Origin of the sequence: Janthinobacterium saanense, assembly GCF_014200675.1 — a bacterium.
GTDB lineage: Bacteria > Pseudomonadota > Gammaproteobacteria > Burkholderiales > Burkholderiaceae_D > Janthinobacterium.
Genome location: NZ_JACHCI010000003.1, coordinates 44,429 through 59,954, shown reverse-complemented (window position 1 = coordinate 59,954; position 15,526 = coordinate 44,429). Strand labels below are relative to the sequence as shown.

General features: G+C 61.8%; 12 protein-coding genes. 3 read left to right on the top strand and 9 right to left on the bottom strand.

All coding sequences use genetic code 11. The annotated features are described in order from the left end of the window. Positions 1-94 precede the first annotated feature (94 nt). The 4 genes from HDE72_RS05460 to HDE72_RS05445 all read right to left on the bottom strand — a co-directional run bounded on the left by HDE72_RS05460 (position 95) and on the right by HDE72_RS05445 (position 4,348). Complete coding sequence (locus HDE72_RS05460) at positions 95-769, bottom strand: DUF4286 family protein (RefSeq protein WP_183737750.1); 675 nt, start codon at positions 767-769, stop codon at positions 95-97. Between the two features lie 115 nt (positions 770-884). Then, the gene (locus HDE72_RS05455; protein ID WP_183737748.1) at positions 885-1,802 is read right to left on the bottom strand and encodes a LysR family transcriptional regulator; all 918 of its coding nucleotides are present in this window, start codon (positions 1,800-1,802) and stop codon (positions 885-887) included. Between the two features lie 67 nt (positions 1,803-1,869). Then, positions 1,870-3,105, bottom strand: coding sequence for a M20/M25/M40 family metallo-hydrolase (locus HDE72_RS05450; RefSeq protein WP_183737746.1), 1,236 nt, complete (start codon positions 3,103-3,105; stop codon positions 1,870-1,872). 10 nt (positions 3,106-3,115) lie between these two features. Then, positions 3,116-4,348, bottom strand: coding sequence for a urate hydroxylase PuuD (locus HDE72_RS05445; protein ID WP_183737744.1), 1,233 nt, complete (start codon positions 4,346-4,348; stop codon positions 3,116-3,118). Between the two features lie 159 nt (positions 4,349-4,507). Between HDE72_RS05445 and HDE72_RS05440 the strand changes: the two genes are divergently transcribed. From HDE72_RS05440 to HDE72_RS05430, 3 genes are all read left to right on the top strand, one after another. Next, entirely contained in the window at positions 4,508-5,446 is a 939-nt protein-coding gene (locus HDE72_RS05440) for a LysR family transcriptional regulator (protein WP_183737741.1), read from the top strand. Positions 5,447-5,535: 89 nt separating this feature from the next. Beyond that, complete coding sequence (locus HDE72_RS05435) at positions 5,536-7,293, top strand: allantoate amidohydrolase (protein WP_183737739.1); 1,758 nt, start codon at positions 5,536-5,538, stop codon at positions 7,291-7,293. Position 7,294: 1 nt separating this feature from the next. Next, positions 7,295-8,578, top strand: a complete 1,284-nt coding sequence (locus tag HDE72_RS05430) for a DUF445 domain-containing protein (RefSeq protein WP_183737737.1) — start codon at positions 7,295-7,297, stop codon at positions 8,576-8,578. A gap of 3 nt (positions 8,579-8,581) precedes the next feature. On the opposite strand, the gene HDE72_RS05425 is transcribed toward HDE72_RS05430, so the two are convergent. The 5 genes from HDE72_RS05425 to HDE72_RS05405 all read right to left on the bottom strand — a co-directional run bounded on the left by HDE72_RS05425 (position 8,582) and on the right by HDE72_RS05405 (position 15,519). Continuing rightward, positions 8,582-9,817 carry a Zn-dependent hydrolase gene (locus HDE72_RS05425; RefSeq protein WP_183737735.1) on the bottom strand — a complete coding sequence of 412 codons (1,236 nt, stop codon included), beginning with the start codon at positions 9,815-9,817 and terminating at the stop codon, positions 8,582-8,584. Between the two features lie 11 nt (positions 9,818-9,828). Further along, positions 9,829-11,220 (bottom strand): dihydropyrimidinase, encoded by a 1,392-nt coding sequence (hydA, locus tag HDE72_RS05420; protein ID WP_183737733.1) that lies wholly within the window; start codon positions 11,218-11,220, stop codon positions 9,829-9,831. 24 nt (positions 11,221-11,244) lie between these two features. Continuing rightward, complete coding sequence (locus HDE72_RS05415) at positions 11,245-12,729, bottom strand: NCS1 family nucleobase:cation symporter-1 (RefSeq protein WP_183737731.1); 1,485 nt, start codon at positions 12,727-12,729, stop codon at positions 11,245-11,247. A 139-nt stretch (positions 12,730-12,868) separates the two neighbouring features. Continuing rightward, the gene (preA, locus tag HDE72_RS05410; RefSeq protein ID WP_183737729.1) at positions 12,869-14,149 is read right to left on the bottom strand and encodes an NAD-dependent dihydropyrimidine dehydrogenase subunit PreA; all 1,281 of its coding nucleotides are present in this window, start codon (positions 14,147-14,149) and stop codon (positions 12,869-12,871) included. Beyond that, the gene (locus tag HDE72_RS05405; protein WP_221291188.1) at positions 14,149-15,519 is read right to left on the bottom strand and encodes an NAD(P)-dependent oxidoreductase; all 1,371 of its coding nucleotides are present in this window, start codon (positions 15,517-15,519) and stop codon (positions 14,149-14,151) included. The genes preA and HDE72_RS05405 overlap by 1 nt, the downstream gene beginning before the upstream one ends. Positions 15,520-15,526 lie beyond the last annotated feature (7 nt).

Genomic DNA, 15,526 nt, shown 5'->3' with positions numbered 1-15,526 from the left:
TCTCTCGTCAGTTTATTGCAGGCCCGGCGCAGGATGCTTGCCCTGCGCCGTGGCCAGTGTCTCGTTTTATCAGTACGACCAGAAGCTTGCGCGATCAGGCGGCTTGCAGGTCCGTCTCGCGCAATTGCCAGGACAGCTGCAAGATGGCTGCCTCGTCGGCATCCAGGCCCAGCGCGGCGGCTGCCCGGGCAATCGCCGCCAGGGCAGCCGCTTCCGAAGAAGCGTCAATCAGGAAGATCGGGTCCAGTACGCGCCCTTCCTTCTGTTCGGCCGGCAGCGGGCCGGAAAGATGGGTGTCTGGCGTCAGCAAACGCGAGGCAATCACGCCGTCGATGTGCAGCAGTTCACGGCCCAGCGCCGCCAGGCCGGCTACTGCCTGACCATCCTGGCCGATGGCATCCGAGCCCAGGCGCAGCACGGCCAGCCAGGCGCCCGTGCCAAAACCTGTTTCCGCCTCGATGGCGCACACGCGACGCATCGGGTCACGCATGCGGCCCAGATTCGTCACCGACCATGGCGTCTGCTGCTGGAAGGCCTTGAAGTAATCGGGCGTCTGGAAAGCATCCAGCGACACGGTGCGGTACAGGCCCAGGTATTTGCGCGGGCCGCGCACGCTCTGGTAGCGCGTGCCGCTGACGAAACCAGGGATGCGCACGCGCTCTTCCACGTGTTCGCGGTCGTACCAGCGGTTGAAATCGATCTCGTGTTCAGGGTCGGCGCTGGTCCAGACAAACAGGATGCCAGGCAAGGTGGTGGGGGACGTCGTCATGATGGTTCCGTTCTGCAGTGTAAGTGGAGTGCCAACCTAGAATAGGTGGCGCCACTCTCCATGGCAAACGGGTTATTTTGAAGCCGACTGATAAGTTTTTCTTGTGGAGGGAAGCCTATCCCACGCCATACTCTGCACTCAGCCCCACCGTAAACCGCGCCGCCTCTTCGCAAGCCAGCATGGCCACCAGTTGTATGGCTTCCGTCGTCAAGTCTTCGCTGTAGCTGATCACGATACGCTGCGGCGCCAGGGTGCCGGTGCACGGGATCAGGGCGATATTGCCCAACTCGATTTCCTCGCGCAGGGGCGCCAGCGGCAATACCGCGATACCAAAACCTGCTTTCACCAGGCGCACGATGGCCGATATCGAACTGACGCAATGCACGCGACCCAATGGCACGCCTTCGTCCTGGAACAGCGCCTTCAGCGCGGAATGCGGCTGCGAACCCCGGTTCATGGTGATGATCGGGTGTTCGGCCAGCTGCGCTACCGTGAAAGGCGGGCTGCCCGCTGGCCAGTCGGCCGCCCTGCCCGCCCAGCCCATGGCGATGGCGCCGCTGCCCGTGCTGCGGATATGGTCGCCCGTCAGCATGTCTGTCTGCAGGGCGATATCGAGTTCACCCTGCTGCAGCTGCTCGTGCAGGCGCCGCGTCGATTCCGATGTCAGCTGGATCTCGATGCCCGGATACCGTTCCTGCACCCGCTGCAAAAACGGCAGCAGCCAGGTATGCACGATGGTTTCGATCACGCCGATGCGCACTTCGCCCGTGATCTGCGAAGGCGAAGAATTGGCCGCATACATGTCGCGGCACAGTTCGAGCATGCGTTCGGCATACACGAGCAGATTGCGCCCGGCGAAAGTCAGACGGATTTCACGCGAGTCGCGGTCGAACAGACGCGTGCCGAAGTCCTGCTCCAGCGAAGCGATGCGGTTGGAAATGGCAGCCTGCGTGATATTGAGCTTGTCGGCGGCAGTACGAAAACTGCCCAGCCGCGCAGCCCAGACAAAGGCTTCGAGAAAACGGGTATTCAAATGGGGCTTCTTCACTAGTCTTCACAAAACGTGACGTCGCCCCATTGTAAGCCAAATTAGCTGTCTATTATTTCTGCGCCAGCAAGTCGTACAAGGTCAGCGCCACGATCTTGCTGGCCTTGCGCAAATCGTCCAGCGCCAGCCTTTCATCGGCCTTTTTTGCATTCGATTCCGGCACCGTGCGCGGACCGGCGCCATACAGTACGGCCGGGATACCGTGTTCGCCATACAGGCGCGCATCGGCATACAACGGCGTACCCTGCGCAGGAATCGTCTCGCCGAGGATGGATAACGCGTTTTTCTGCAGGCTCTCCACCAGTTGCTGCGAGCCGGGCAAGGGCCGCAGCGCGTGCGACAGCAGCAAACGGCGTATCTCCACGCGTATGCCCTCCTCGCCGCGCACGGCGTCCTCGATCAGCGCACGCACCTGCGCTTCCACCTGCACCGGATCTTCTTCCGGGATCATGCGGCGGTCCATCTTCATGACCACCTTGCCCGGCACCACATTGGTATTCGTGCCGCCATCGATGCGGCCCACCAGCATCGTCGGCGAGTCTATTCCCGGCACGCCGGACTTGATTTTTTTCAGTGCCGGCAGCTGGCCATAGATGGCGTTGAGGATCTTGCTGGCCGCCTGCAGCGCATCGTGCCCCGTTTCGGGCATGGCGCCGTGGCCGGACTTGCCGTGCACGGTGATCTCCAGTTGCAGACAGGCGTTGTGGGCGGTGACGATGTTGTAGCTGAAACCGGCCGCAATCACGAAATCGGGGCGCGTCAGTTTTTGCTCCAGCAGCCAGCCCGGCCCCAGCAAGCCGCCGAATTCTTCGTCATAGGTAAAATGCAGTTCCAGAGCGCCCTTCAACGGTACACCCAGCGCTTCGAGCGCGCGCGCGGCAAACACATAGGTGGCGAAATCGCCTTTCGACACGGCCGTCGCGCGGCCGTAGATATAGCCATCGACCACCTGGCCACCGTAGGGCGGATAAGTCCAGTTGTCGCCGGGAGGCACCACGTCGCCATGCGCGTTCAGGGCCACGGTCGGCCCGCCCGGCGCATAGGGCCGGCGCACGATCAGGTTGGTGATGCTTTGCATGCCGTAGGCTTCCACCTGCTCTTGCGGCACCGCGTGTTTTTCAGCCTGCCAGCCATAGGCTGACAGCAGTTGCGCCACCAGCTCCGCGTGCGGCGCGTTATTGCCCGGCGGGGTATCGGTAGGCTGCTGTACCACCCGCTGCAAGAAGGCGATCTCCTCGTCGAAGTGCGCGTCGATCCAGGCGTTCAGTTGTTCGGCATGCGCAGTCATTGTGTCCCTTTCATTTTGCTCCCTGCAGTGTCTGTTGCAGCCAGGCGCCCAGCTGCGTGCGTTCGGCTTCCGTCATATTCGTCAGATTCCCGATCGGCATGGCCTTCAGTTCAATCGCCTGCTTGTAGATTTGCGCCGCGTGCTGGCGTATCAAGGGTTCGCTGTCGAGCATGATACCGGACGGCGCCGTCGCAAAACCGGGCTGCGTCGGGTGCGCCGAGTGGCAGGTGGCGCAGCGCTGCATGATGATGGCCTGGGCTGACACAAACTGCGCGGCAGCATCGGACACCGGCGCTGCCGCCACCGGCGCCGGCGCTTTCGGCGCAATCGCCACCGCCACGGCTATCAGCAACGCCACGCCGATGACGGGGTAGCGCCACTCAACACGCCCCTTGTGGCGCAGGTTGAAGAAGTGGCGGATGAACACGCCGGCCGCCATGATCATGGCCAGCACCAGCCAGGCATGGTCGTTCCGGTAGGTCATCGCGTAGTGGTTGCTGATCATGATGAACAGCACCGGCAAGGTGAAATAATTGTTATGCACGCTGCGCTGCTTGGCCTTCTGGCCATGGCGCGGGTCGGGCAGTTTACCGGCCGCCATGGCTTCGACCATCTTGCGCTGGCCGGGAATGATCAGCATCAGCACATTGGCCACCATGATGGTGCCTATCATGGCGCCGACATGGATGTAGGCGGCGCGCCCGCTCAGCAAATGCGTCAGCACATAGGCTGCGGCGACGATCAGCGCAAACACCGTCACCCCGAACCACAGTTCATGCTTTGCCAGCGGCGAGCGGCACAGCAGGTCGTACACAATCCAGCCAATGACCAGGGTGGCGATGCCGATGGCGATGGCCTGGCCGCTGCTGATGTCGGCCACGGATTTGTCTATCATCATGGCTTGCGCATTGAAGTAATACGCGATGGTCAGCAGCGCGATGCCGGACAGCCAGGTGGTGTAGGCTTCCCATTTGAACCAGTGCAGTTCCTTGGGCAGCTCGGCTGGCGCCACCAGATATTTTTGCGGATTATAAAAGCCGCCGCCATGCACGGCCCACAGCTCGCCCGACACGCCCTTTTTCGCCAGGTCGGAACCGGGCGCCGGCGGACGGATCGAGTTATCGAGCCAGACAAAATAAAACGAGGCGCCTATCCAGGCGATGCCGGTAATGACGTGCAGCCAGCGCACAATCAGGTTCAGCCACTCCAGGCCATAGGGAATCAGATACGTGAAGACTTCCATACATTTCCTTGCATGAGGCGGTGACCGGTGGGCGCACTATCAACACTGTTGCGCCAGTGTCCACAAGATAAACCGATTCACGGCCCATCACATGAAAAATGCCGTATATTTGACATATCCGTATCCATATACCACCAAGTACAACCTAGCCGCCGCCACATGTCCAGCCTGCCGCAACACCTAGACCTGCACCTGATCCGCATCCTGTATCTGCTGCTGGTAGAAAAAAACGTGTCGCGCGTGGCGCTCAAGCTGAATCAGCCGCAGCCCTCGATTTCGGCTTCGCTGCGCAAGCTGCGCGAACTGACGGGCGACCCGCTGCTGGTGCGCGGCGCGCGCGGCATGGTGCCCACCCAGCATGGCGAAAGCCTGCTCAATCCGGCCAAGCGCATCCTCGACCAGACGGAAAGCCTGTTCATCAAGAAGACGCCATTCGTGGCGCAGGATGAAGCGCGCACTTTTCATATCGCCGCGCCCGACTATCTCGATAGCCAGTTCCTGCCCAACGTGGTGGCGCTGCTGCGGCGCGGTTCGCCGAAAAGCCGCGTGGTGCTGCATAGCCTGGGGCCGGGCATCGACCATATCCGCCAATTGTCGGACGGTGGCCTGGACCTGGTGATCGCCAACTGGGATGAGCCGCCGGCCCATTTACATATCTCGAAACTGTTCGAAGACCCCATCATCTGTGCCATGCATGCGGAAACGGCCTACGCGCGGCGCACGGCCAGCGACGCCATGACCTTGGACGATTATCTGAGCCTGCCCCACGTGGCGCCCTCGCCCATGATGCCCGGCTACCACGGCGTGATCGACTCCTTCCTGGAACGGCAAAACCTGCAGCGCAACGTGGTGGTGGAATCGGCCTATTTTGGCTTGATCCCCTATATGCTGACGCAAACCGACCTGGTGCTGACGACGGGCCGCCAGTTCATGCGCTTTTATGAAAAGAGCCTGGCGCTGAAAAGCTATACGGTGCCGCTGAAATTTCCGCCGATGCGCTTTTACCAGCTGTGGCACCAGCGCGTGCACCAGGCGCCCGAGCACAAGTGGCTGCGCGACCAGGTTACTGCGGCCGCCAGGGCACTGGTGCAGCGATAGGCCTTATGCGCGTCCGCATATAATGCAAGCATGGCTGGGAGGCTATCATCACTGCTTGCATGATGGGGATAAGCACGATGGAGACTAGCATGACCACACTTTCAGACTTGAACAGCAGCAGCGACGTCGGCTTCGTCGATCTGCTGCACGGCATCTATGAACACTCGCCCTGGATCGCCCAGCGCACGGCGGCAGCACGGCCCTTCGACAGCATTACCGCCCTCAAGCGAGCCTTGCAGCACGTGCTGGCGCAAGCATCGCCGGCCGAACAACTGGGCCTGATACGCGCCCACCCTGAACTGGCCGGCAAAGCCGCCATCGCCGGCCAGTTGACGGCGGAATCGACGCGCGAGCAAGCCAAATCCGGATTGAACCTGTGCAGTCCAGAGGAATTTTCCACCCTGCAGCGGCTCAATAGCGACTACAACGCGAAATTCGGCTTCCCCTTTATCCTGGCAGTAAAAGGCCCGACCGGCGCCGGCCTGACGCGCCAGGACATTATCGCCACCTTTGCACGGCGCCTGAAAAACCGCCGCGACGACGAACTGGCCGAGTCGCTGCGGCAGATCAAGCGCATCGCCGAACTGCGCCTGAACGACCTGTTCGATGTGCGCCTGGTTTTCGGCCCCGCCATCATGCAGCAGGCGGAAACCCTGGCCGGCTGGAGCGACAGCGCTTACAACCTGACCTGCGCCTACATGACGCCAGCCCACCGCCAAACGGCCGATCAACTGGCCGAGTGGATGCGCGTAGCGGGCATGCAGGTGCATATCGACGCGGTGGGCAATGTGGTGGGGCGCTATCTGTCGGACGAGCCGGGTGCGAAGACCCTGATGACAGGATCGCATTACGACACGGTGCGCAATGGCGGAAAATACGATGGCCGCCTGGGCATTTTGCTGCCGGTGACCGTGGTGCGCCATCTGCACCAGCGCGGCGAAAAACTGCCGTTTCATTTCGAGGTCGTGGCGTTTGCCGAAGAAGAAGGCGTGCGCTTCAAGAGCACTTTTTTGGGCAGCACGGCCGTCACGGGCAAGTTCGACCTGTCGCTGCTGGAGCAGCGTGACGCCGAGGGTGTGAGCATGCGCGACGCGCTAACCGCCGCCGGCCACGACGCGACCGCCATCGCCGCCATCGCGCGCGATCCCGCCAGCTTGCTCGGCTATGTGGAAGTGCATATCGAGCAAGGCCCCGTACTGCTGGAACGCGATCATCCGCTGGGCGTCGTCACGGCCATCGCCGGCAGTTCACGCTACCTGCTCAAGCTGGGCGGCCTGGCCAGCCATGCAGGCACCACGCCGATGGGCATGCGCCGCGACGCGGCCAGTGCAGCCGCCGAAATCATTCTGCTGGTGGAACAGCGCTGCAGCCAGGGCGAGGCGCTGGTGGGCACGGTGGGCCAGCTGCATGTGCCCAACGGCTCCGTCAACGTGATCGCCGGCGCCTGCCAGTTGTCGCTCGATATACGCGCGGCCAGCGACACGGTGCGCCAGGCTGCCGTGGACGATATTCTCGAGGGCGTGGCTGCCATTTGCGCGCGGCGCCAGATCGATGTGGAGCTTGAGCTGCTGCTGTCGGCCAGTGCCGCACCGTGCGCACCGTGGCTGATGGCGCAACTGGCCGAGGCAGTCGAATCGGTGGGCCTGGAACCCTATCGCTTGCTGTCAGGCGCCGGCCACGACGCCATGGCCATGGCAGCCATCACCGATGTGGCCATGCTGTTTACCCGCTGCGGCAATGGCGGCATCAGCCACAATCCGCTGGAAACCATGACCGCCGACGACGCCGATATCGCGGCCCATGCGCTGCTGGGCTTTTTGCGCCAGTTCCAGCCCAGGGCCAGCTAGCATGGCGAACGAAGACAAGGCCGCCGAACTGCGCCGCAGCAAGCGCCTGGCGCTGTTTTTTTTGCTGGCGGCCGGCGCCATCTTCATCATCACGGCCTTTTTGCCGCGCAGCCTGTGGACTGATGGCTTGAAAGCCGTTTCCGAAGCCGCCATGGTGGGCGCGCTGGCCGACTGGTTTGCCGTGACCGCCCTGTTCCGCACCATCCCGATCCCCTTTATTTCACGCCATACCAATATCATCCCCAGGGAAAAGGACAGGATCGCCGTCAACCTGGCCGGCTTCGTCAAGGATAAGTTCCTCGACACAGACTCGCTGGTGGCGCTGATCGCCAAATACGATCCCGCCAAAATGATAGGGGAATGGCTGGCGGCGCCGGCCAACGCCAGCCTGCTGGGCGGCTACCTGGTGAAGATGCTGTCGACCGCGCTGGACATGACGGACGACGAACGCATCCGCCCCTTCATCAAGAAGGCTTTCGACGCTGCGCTGTCGAAGGTGGACCTGTCGCAGTCGACTGGCGCAATCCTGGAAACGCTGACAGCCAATGGCCGCCACCAGGAGTTGCTGGACGACGCGATAGCCAAGCTGGTGGCCGTGCTGCGCGAACCGGATAGCCGCGAGCTGATCGCCGACAGCATCGTCCACTGGCTCAAGACGGAACACCCGCGCAAGGAAAAAGTATTGCCGACTTCATGGCTGGGTGAACACGGTGCGGAGCTGATCGCCAGTGCCCTCGACAGTAGCATGCGGCGCATCGCGCAAGACCCCGAGCACCAGTTGCGGCACAAGATAGACGCATCGGTGCACAAGCTGATCGCACGCCTGAAGACCGACCCGGTGTTTCTCGCCAAGGGCGAAGCGCTGCGCGAGCACATCAGGAACGATGTCGTGCTCAATTCCTATGTGAACGGCCTGTGGGAACAGCTGCGCAGCTGGCTGAAACAGGACCTGGCGGCCAGCGACTCGGTGCTGCATGCCAAGGTGGCCGCGATGGGCGGCTGGCTGGGCAAGGAACTGGCGCAGAACCCGCAACTGCGCGACTCGCTCAATGAGCGCATGCAGGATGCAGCACGCAACATGGCGCCCGACTTCGCCCTGTTCCTGACGCGCCATATCGGCGACACCGTCAAGAACTGGGACCCGCAAGACATGTCGCGCCAGATCGAACTGCAGATCGGCAAAGACCTGCAATACATCCGCATCAACGGCACCATCGTGGGTGGCCTGATCGGCCTGCTGCTGTTTGCCTGCACCCAGCTGATCGCGCTGCTGCGCACCCTTTAGCAGTTATACCGCGACGGCGCGCTCCAGCATGGCGTGGAGCAGGACGTTACACCCCGCTTCCAGATGCTCTGATTTTGCATCCTCGATTTCATTGTGGCTGATGCCATCCTTACAGGGCACGAAGATCATGCCGGCCGGCGCCAGCCTGGCGGCATAGATGGCGTCGTGGCCAGCGCCGGAAACCACGTCCATCACCGAGTAACCCAACTTGGCTGTGGCGTTGCGCACCGCGCCCACGCAGTCGGGGTGGAAGGGACAAGGCGGATAATAAGAGACGCGTTCCAGTGTAATGCCCAGGCCCGTCCTGTCGCGCGTGGCATCGATGAAGGCCGTGATTTCGCCATGCATGGTGTTGAGCAGTTCATCGTTCACGTTGCGCAGGTCGATGCTGAATTTGACTTCGCCCGGAATCACGTTGCGGCTGTTCGGGAACAGCTGCACCATGCCCACCGTGCCGCGGCCATACGGCGGATAGCGGTTGGCAATCGCGACGACTTCCTGCATGATGGTGGTCGCTACCTGCAGCGCATCTTTGCGCAGTCCCATCGGTGTGGGACCGGCATGCGCCTCCATGCCCGTCACCACGCAGTCATACCACGACAAGCCCATCACGGCCGGCACCACGCCGATGACTTTATCCGCGTCTTCCAGCACCGGGCCCTGTTCGATATGCGTTTCAAAGTAGGCGCCTATCGGATGGTCGCCCGGTACTTGATCCCCCTTGTAGCCGATGCGCGCCAGTTCTTCGCCTACCGTCTTGCCTTCCGTATCTTTTGCCGCATACGCCGTTTCCAGCGAAAAGGCGCCGCAGAAGACGCCCGAGCCCATCATCACGGGCACGAAACGCGAACCTTCCTCGTTGGTCCAGAACGCCACCTCGATCGGCGCCTGCGTCTTGATTTTCAAATCGTTCAGGGTACGCACCACTTCCAGGCCCGCCAGCACGCCGTAATTGCCATCGAACTTGCCGCCCGTGGGTTGCGTATCGATATGGCTGCCCGTCATCACGGGCGGCAAGCTGTTGTCGACACCATCGCGGCGCATGAAGACATTACCGATCTGGTCGATGGTGATGCTCATGCCCGCCGCACGCCCCCAGCCCACTACCAGGTCGCGGCCTTGCTTGTCGAGGTCTGTCAGGGCCAGGCGCTTGACGCCGCCCTTGGGCGTGGCGCCTATCTGCGCCAGTTCCATCAGGGCTGTCCACAGCCGTTCACCGTTGATGCGTAATTCACTCATGACAATCTCCTTTATGCCGACACGGCGGAAAACGCGGGGCGTTCAACATAGCGCCCTGCTCCTTCGACCGCCATCAATTCACCGTTGTGGAACACCACCTTGCCTGCGGCGATGGTGGTGCTGGGAATACCGCGCACGGTGCGCCCTTCAAAGACATTGAAGCCACCCTTGGCAAACTGCGTGGCGGCCGAAATCGTGCGCGTGCCTTGCGGGTCCCACAGCACGATATCGGCATCGCTGCCTGCGGCAATGACACCCTTGCGCGGGTACATATTGAAAATCTGCGCCGCGTTGGTCGATGAGACCTTGACGAATTCAGAAGGCGTCAGCAAACCCGTATTGACGCCGGCGTCCCACACCACGGCCATGCGTTCCTCGACGCCGCCGCAACCATTCGGGATGCGCGTGAAGTCTTCCTTGCCGGCCGCCTTCTGTTCGGCGCAAAAAGTGCAGTGGTCGGTGGCCGTCGTGTGCAAATTACCGCTTTGCAGGCCATGCCACAGGGCTGCCTGATGGTGCTTGCCGCGAAACGGCGGGCTCATGACGTGGCCGGCTACAAAATCGAAATCATCGCTCTGGTAGACGCTGTCATCGATCACCAGGTGACCGGCCAGCGCTTCGCCATATACGCGCTGGCCATTGGCGCGCGCCCGCGTGATGGCGTCCAGCGATTCGGCGCACGAAACGTGCACGATATACACGGGCGTATTCAAGACGTTCGCAATCGCGATGGCGCGGTTGGCCGCCTCCGCTTCCACGGCCGGTGGGCGCGACAGCGGATGCGCCTGCGGCCCGGTGATACCCTTTTTCAGCAAGGCTTGCTGCAGCTGAAATACCAGTTCGCCGTTTTCCGCATGCACTGTGGGCAGTGCGCCCAGTTCCAGCGAACGGGTAAAGCTTTTTACCAGGGTTTCATCGTCGGCCATGATGGCGTTTTTATAGGCCATGAAATGCTTGAAACTGTTCACGCCGTGTTCGCGCACCAGGGTGCCCATTTCTTCGTGCACCTGCTCGCTCCACCAGGTGATCGCCACGTGGAAGGTATAGTCGGACGCCGCCTTGGCCGACCACTCGCGCCACTGCTGATAGGCCTCGATCAGCGACTGCTTCGGCGCGGGGATGACGAAATCCATGATGGTGGTGGTGCCGCCCGCCAGGCCGGCCGCCGTGCCCGTGAAAAAATCGTCGGACGTTACCGTGCCCATGAAAGGCAAATTCATGTGCGTGTGCGTGTCTATCCCGCCCGGCATCACATACTGGCCAGCGGCATCGATCACGGTGGCGCCCGCAGGCACGGCCAGGTTTTCGCCGACGGCGGCTATCTTGTCGCCTTCGATCAGTACATCGGCGCGAAAAGCACGGTCGGCATTGACGACGGTGCCGCCACGGATAAGCGTAGTCATATTGCGGTCTCCTCTTTTAGTGGATCAGGCGAGCGGCGCCTGCGGCACATGCACCGCTGCCTTGCCCTTCATCATGAACCCGTAGATAACTGCGGCGATGGCCACGCCCACGAACCAGGCGTAGGTGTAGAGCGTCTTGAATCCTTGCGCCACATCGGGGAAGGAAGCTGGAAAAGCGGCGTTCAAAAAGCCCGGAATATTCGGCAGCACGGCGATCACGAAGGCAGCAATGGCTGCCATATTCCAGCCATTGCCATACGAGTACAGGCCATCGTCGCGGTACAGCTGCGCCACGTCGAGGCGCGTCTTGCGGATAAAGTAGTAGTCGACGATCAGGATGCCGGCGATAGGACCCAGCAGGGCCGAATAGCCAATCAGCCAGGTGAAGATATAACCCTGCGTCGATTCGAGCACCTTCCACGGCATCATGACGATGGCGATCGAGGCGGTGATATAGCCGCCCATCTTGTATGAAATCTGCTTGGGCGCCAGTGAAGAAAAATCATAGGCCGGCCCCACCAGATTGGCTGCCAGGTTGACGCTGACGGTATCGATCAGCAGGATGATCAGCGCGATCAGCACGGCGGCGCCCGTCATGCGGCTGGCCAGGTCGACCGGGTCCCAGATGGCCTTGCCGAACATGACCACCGAGCCTGCCGTGACGATCACGGCCAACATGGCCAGCAAGCCCATGGGCACCGGCAAGCCGATAGACTGGCCGATCACCTGGTCGCGCTGCGTCCTGGCGAAGCGCGTAAAGTCGGGGATGTTCAGCGCCAGGGTGGCCCAGAAGCCCACCATGGCGGTCAACGATGGCCAGAAGACGCTCCAGAACTGGCCCGCCTTTTTACCGCCGGGGATAAATTGCGATGGCTGGTCCAGCAGCGCATTCACGCCGCCTGCCCGCGTATGCACCCAGTACAGCAGCACCAGGCAGATCAGGATTTTCAGCGGCGCGGTATAGGTTTCGAGCTTGCGTATCGCTTCCATGCCATGCAGGATGTAATAGAACTGGATGGCCCAGAAAGCGAGAAAACATAACAACTGGCTGCCATTGATACCCAGGCCAGCGATCTTGTCGCCACCCAGTTCATGGCCGGCCAGCACGCCCATCAAGGTATAGATCATCTGGCCGCCGAACCAGGTCTGGATGCCATACCAGCCGCAGGCAACGATGGCGCGCATCAGGGCAGGCAAGCGGGCGCCGGTAGTGCCGAAGGAGGAGCGCGCCAGCACCGCATACGGGATGCCGTACTTTGTGCCTGCGTGGCCGATCAGCAGCATGGGCAGCAGCACGATGGCGTTGGCGAGGAAGACCGTGAGCACCGCCTGGTAACCGGACATGCCGCTGTCGATCAGGCTGGCCGACAAGGTGTAGGCAGGGATGCACATCACCATGCCGACCCACAGCGCAGCGAAGTGATACCAGCGCCAGGTGCGCTGCGCGGCAGTGGTGGGGGCCAGGTCTTCATTCCACAGCTGCGTGTTGCCAGAGTAGTCGTGGTTCACAGGGTTGCTCCATCGGTTAGACCGCTTGCGCCACGAAGGCGCAAGGGATACGGCAGTGGAAACGGCTCGGCTAATCGATCTAGCTTACTGCAAAGTCGGGCCGCTGTTTATAAAAATAAACGCACGCAATAACCGTGCCCTATGCCGTCTCCGCCACTGCCCTTGGATTCCTCGGGTCCTGCGTCCAGTTCATGTACGGCTTGCCCGTGGTCTGTGGCACCATCGTGATGCAGCCCTGCACCGGACAGGTGATTTCGCACAGATTGCAGCCCACGCATTCATCCTTGATGACTTCATAGCTGCGCGTGCCGGCAGCATCGATCAACTGCGCGATGGCCTGGTGCGAAGTGTCTTCGCACGCCACGTAGCATTTGCCGCATTTGATGCAGTCGTCCTGGTTGATCTGCGCGATCACCTGGTAATTCATGTCCAGGTATTTCCAGTCGGTCGTGTTGGCCACAGCCTTGCCGGAAAAGTCGCTGATGCGCTCATAACCCTTTTCATCCATCCAGCGCGACAAGCCATCCTTCATCTCTTCGACGATGCGGAATCCATGCAGCATGGCGGCCGTGCAGACTTGCACGCAGCCGGCGCCCAGGGCGATGAATTCGGCCGCGTCGCGCCAGTTGCCGATGCCGCCGATGCCGGAAATGGGCAAGCCATGCGTCTGCGGATCGCGGGCGATTTCGGCCACCATATTGAGCGCAATCGGTTTCACGGCAGCACCGCAATATCCGCCATGCGTGCTGGCGCCGCCCACGATGGGCAAGGCCACCATGCGGTCCAGGTCCAGCGAGGTGATCGAGTTGATGGTGTTGATCAGCGAAACGGCATCGGCGCCCCCGGCCAAGGCGGCGCGGGCCGGCATGCGCACGTCGGTGATGTTGGGCGTCAGCTTGACGATCACGGGCAGCTTGCTGTACTTCTTGCACCAGGCGGTGACCATTTGCACGTACTCGGGCACCTGGCCCACGGCGGCGCCCATGCCCCGCTCCGGCATGCCGTGCGGGCAGCCGAAATTGAGTTCGATGCCATCGGCGCCCGTCGCCTCGACCTTCGGCAGAATGTCGGCCCAGTAGTGTTCTTCGCAGGGCAGCATCAGCGAGACGATCATGGCGCGGTCAGGCCAGTCCTTTTTCACCTGCGTGATTTCGCGCAGATTGATTTCCAGAGAACGGTCGGTAATGAGTTCGATATTATTGAAGCCCAACACTTCGCGGTTCTTGCCATACAGGGCGGAATAGCGCGAGGAGACATTCACGGCGGCCGGGTCTTCGCCCAGGGTTTTCCATACCACGCCGCCCCAGCCCGCCTCGAAGGCGCGCACCACGTTATAGGCCTTGTCGGTCGGCGGTGCAGACGCCAGCCAGAAGGGGTTCGGCGCCTTGATGCCGCAAAAATCGATGCTGAGATCAGCCATTATGCAGCCTCCACTTTGGAAATAAGATCATGATGGATAGCCAGTGCGGCCAGCTTGCCATGCTGGACGGCTTGCACCGTCAAGTCCTGTCCGGGCGCCACGCAATCGCCGCCCGCGTAAATCCCCGGCAGCACCGTGCGAAAACCCGCATCGACAGCGATCTTGTCGCCATCGCGCTGTAGCAGCGCCGCCATCGGATCATGCAGGGTATCGTTCGCCAGGCTTTGGCCGATGGCCTTGAAGATGGTTTCGGCCGCCACCTCAAAGGTCTCGCCAGTCCCCATCAAGCGCGTGCCTTCCATGCGGGTTTTTTCAAAGCGCATGCCGGCCACCTTGCCCCCGGCATCGAGCAGCACTTGCTGCGGCTGCGCCCACGTCAGCATGCGTACCTGGTTGGCCTTGGCGATGTCCTGTTCATGGTGGGTGGCCGTCATGGCGTCGAAACCGCGCCGGTACACCAGCGTCACTTCCTCGGCGCCCAGGCGCTGTATCTGCACCGCCATGTCGATGGCGGTATTGCCGGCGCCAATCACGATGGCCCGTTTCGGCACGGGCAAGGAGGCCAGGTCGTCGGCCTGGCGCAGCGCGGCGATATAGTCAACGGCTGCCAGCAAGCCTGGCGCATCTTCGCCCGTCAAGCCCAGCTTGCGGCTGGCGCCCAGACCCAGGCCCAGGAAGACGGCGTCGTACCGGGCGTGCAGTTCGCGCAACTGCAAATTCTCGCCCAGCACCTGGCGACATCGGATGTCGATGCCGCCTATATCCAGCAAAAACGCCACTTCCTTTTGCGCGAAATCGTCGGTCAGCTTGTATTTGGCGATGCCGTACTCATTCAGTCCACCCGCCTTGTCTTCTTTTTCAAAGATCACGACGTCATGGCCCAGCATGGCCAAACGGTGTGCGCACGACAGGCCGGCAGGGCCCGCGCCAACGATGGCGATCGTCTTGCCGGTGGCGGCCGCCCGCTTGAACGGGTGGCTGGCGAAATGCGCGTGATCGACGGCGTAGCGCTGCAGCAAACCGATCTTCACGGGTTGGGCCTCAAAGTCGTGGTTGCGCACGCAGACGTCTTCGCACAGGATCTCGGTGGGGCAGACGCGCGCGCAGCTGCCACCCAGGATATTCTGTTTCAAAATACCAGCCGCTGCGCCATTGATATTCTTGTCGTGGATATTGCGGATAAAGCTGGCCACATCGATTTCCGATGGGCAGATGCGGCTGCACGGCGCGTCATAGCAATACAGGCAGCGGGCGCTTTCAATCGCTGCCTGGCGCGCCGTCAAAGGCGGCGCCAGGTCCGTAAAGTGGCCTGCCAGTTCGTCGCCGGGCAGGGTGGGATGCGGTAAATAACTGAGCGATTCGATCATCATCATTCCT

Bases quoted from the DNA above. Each gene is read 5' to 3' on its own strand.
- hydA (WP_183737733.1), bottom strand. From the start codon at position 11,220: ATGACTACGCTTATCCGTGGCGGCACCGTCGTCAATGCCGACCGTGCT.
- HDE72_RS05450 (WP_183737746.1), bottom strand. From the start codon at position 3,105: ATGACTGCGCATGCCGAACAACTGAACGCCTGGATCGACGCGCACTTC.
- HDE72_RS05460 (WP_183737750.1), bottom strand. From the start codon at position 769: ATGACGACGTCCCCCACCACCTTGCCTGGCATCCTGTTTGTCTGGACC.
- HDE72_RS05435 (WP_183737739.1), top strand. From the start codon at position 5,536: ATGACCACACTTTCAGACTTGAACAGCAGCAGCGACGTCGGCTTCGTC.
- HDE72_RS05425 (WP_183737735.1), bottom strand. From the start codon at position 9,817: ATGAGTGAATTACGCATCAACGGTGAACGGCTGTGGACAGCCCTGATG.
- HDE72_RS05445 (WP_183737744.1), bottom strand. From the start codon at position 4,348: ATGGAAGTCTTCACGTATCTGATTCCCTATGGCCTGGAGTGGCTGAAC.
- HDE72_RS05430 (WP_183737737.1), top strand. From the start codon at position 7,295: ATGGCGAACGAAGACAAGGCCGCCGAACTGCGCCGCAGCAAGCGCCTG.
- HDE72_RS05440 (WP_183737741.1), top strand. From the start codon at position 4,508: ATGTCCAGCCTGCCGCAACACCTAGACCTGCACCTGATCCGCATCCTG.
- HDE72_RS05405 (WP_221291188.1), bottom strand. From the start codon at position 15,519: ATGATGATCGAATCGCTCAGTTATTTACCGCATCCCACCCTGCCCGGC.
- preA (WP_183737729.1), bottom strand. From the start codon at position 14,149: ATGGCTGATCTCAGCATCGATTTTTGCGGCATCAAGGCGCCGAACCCC.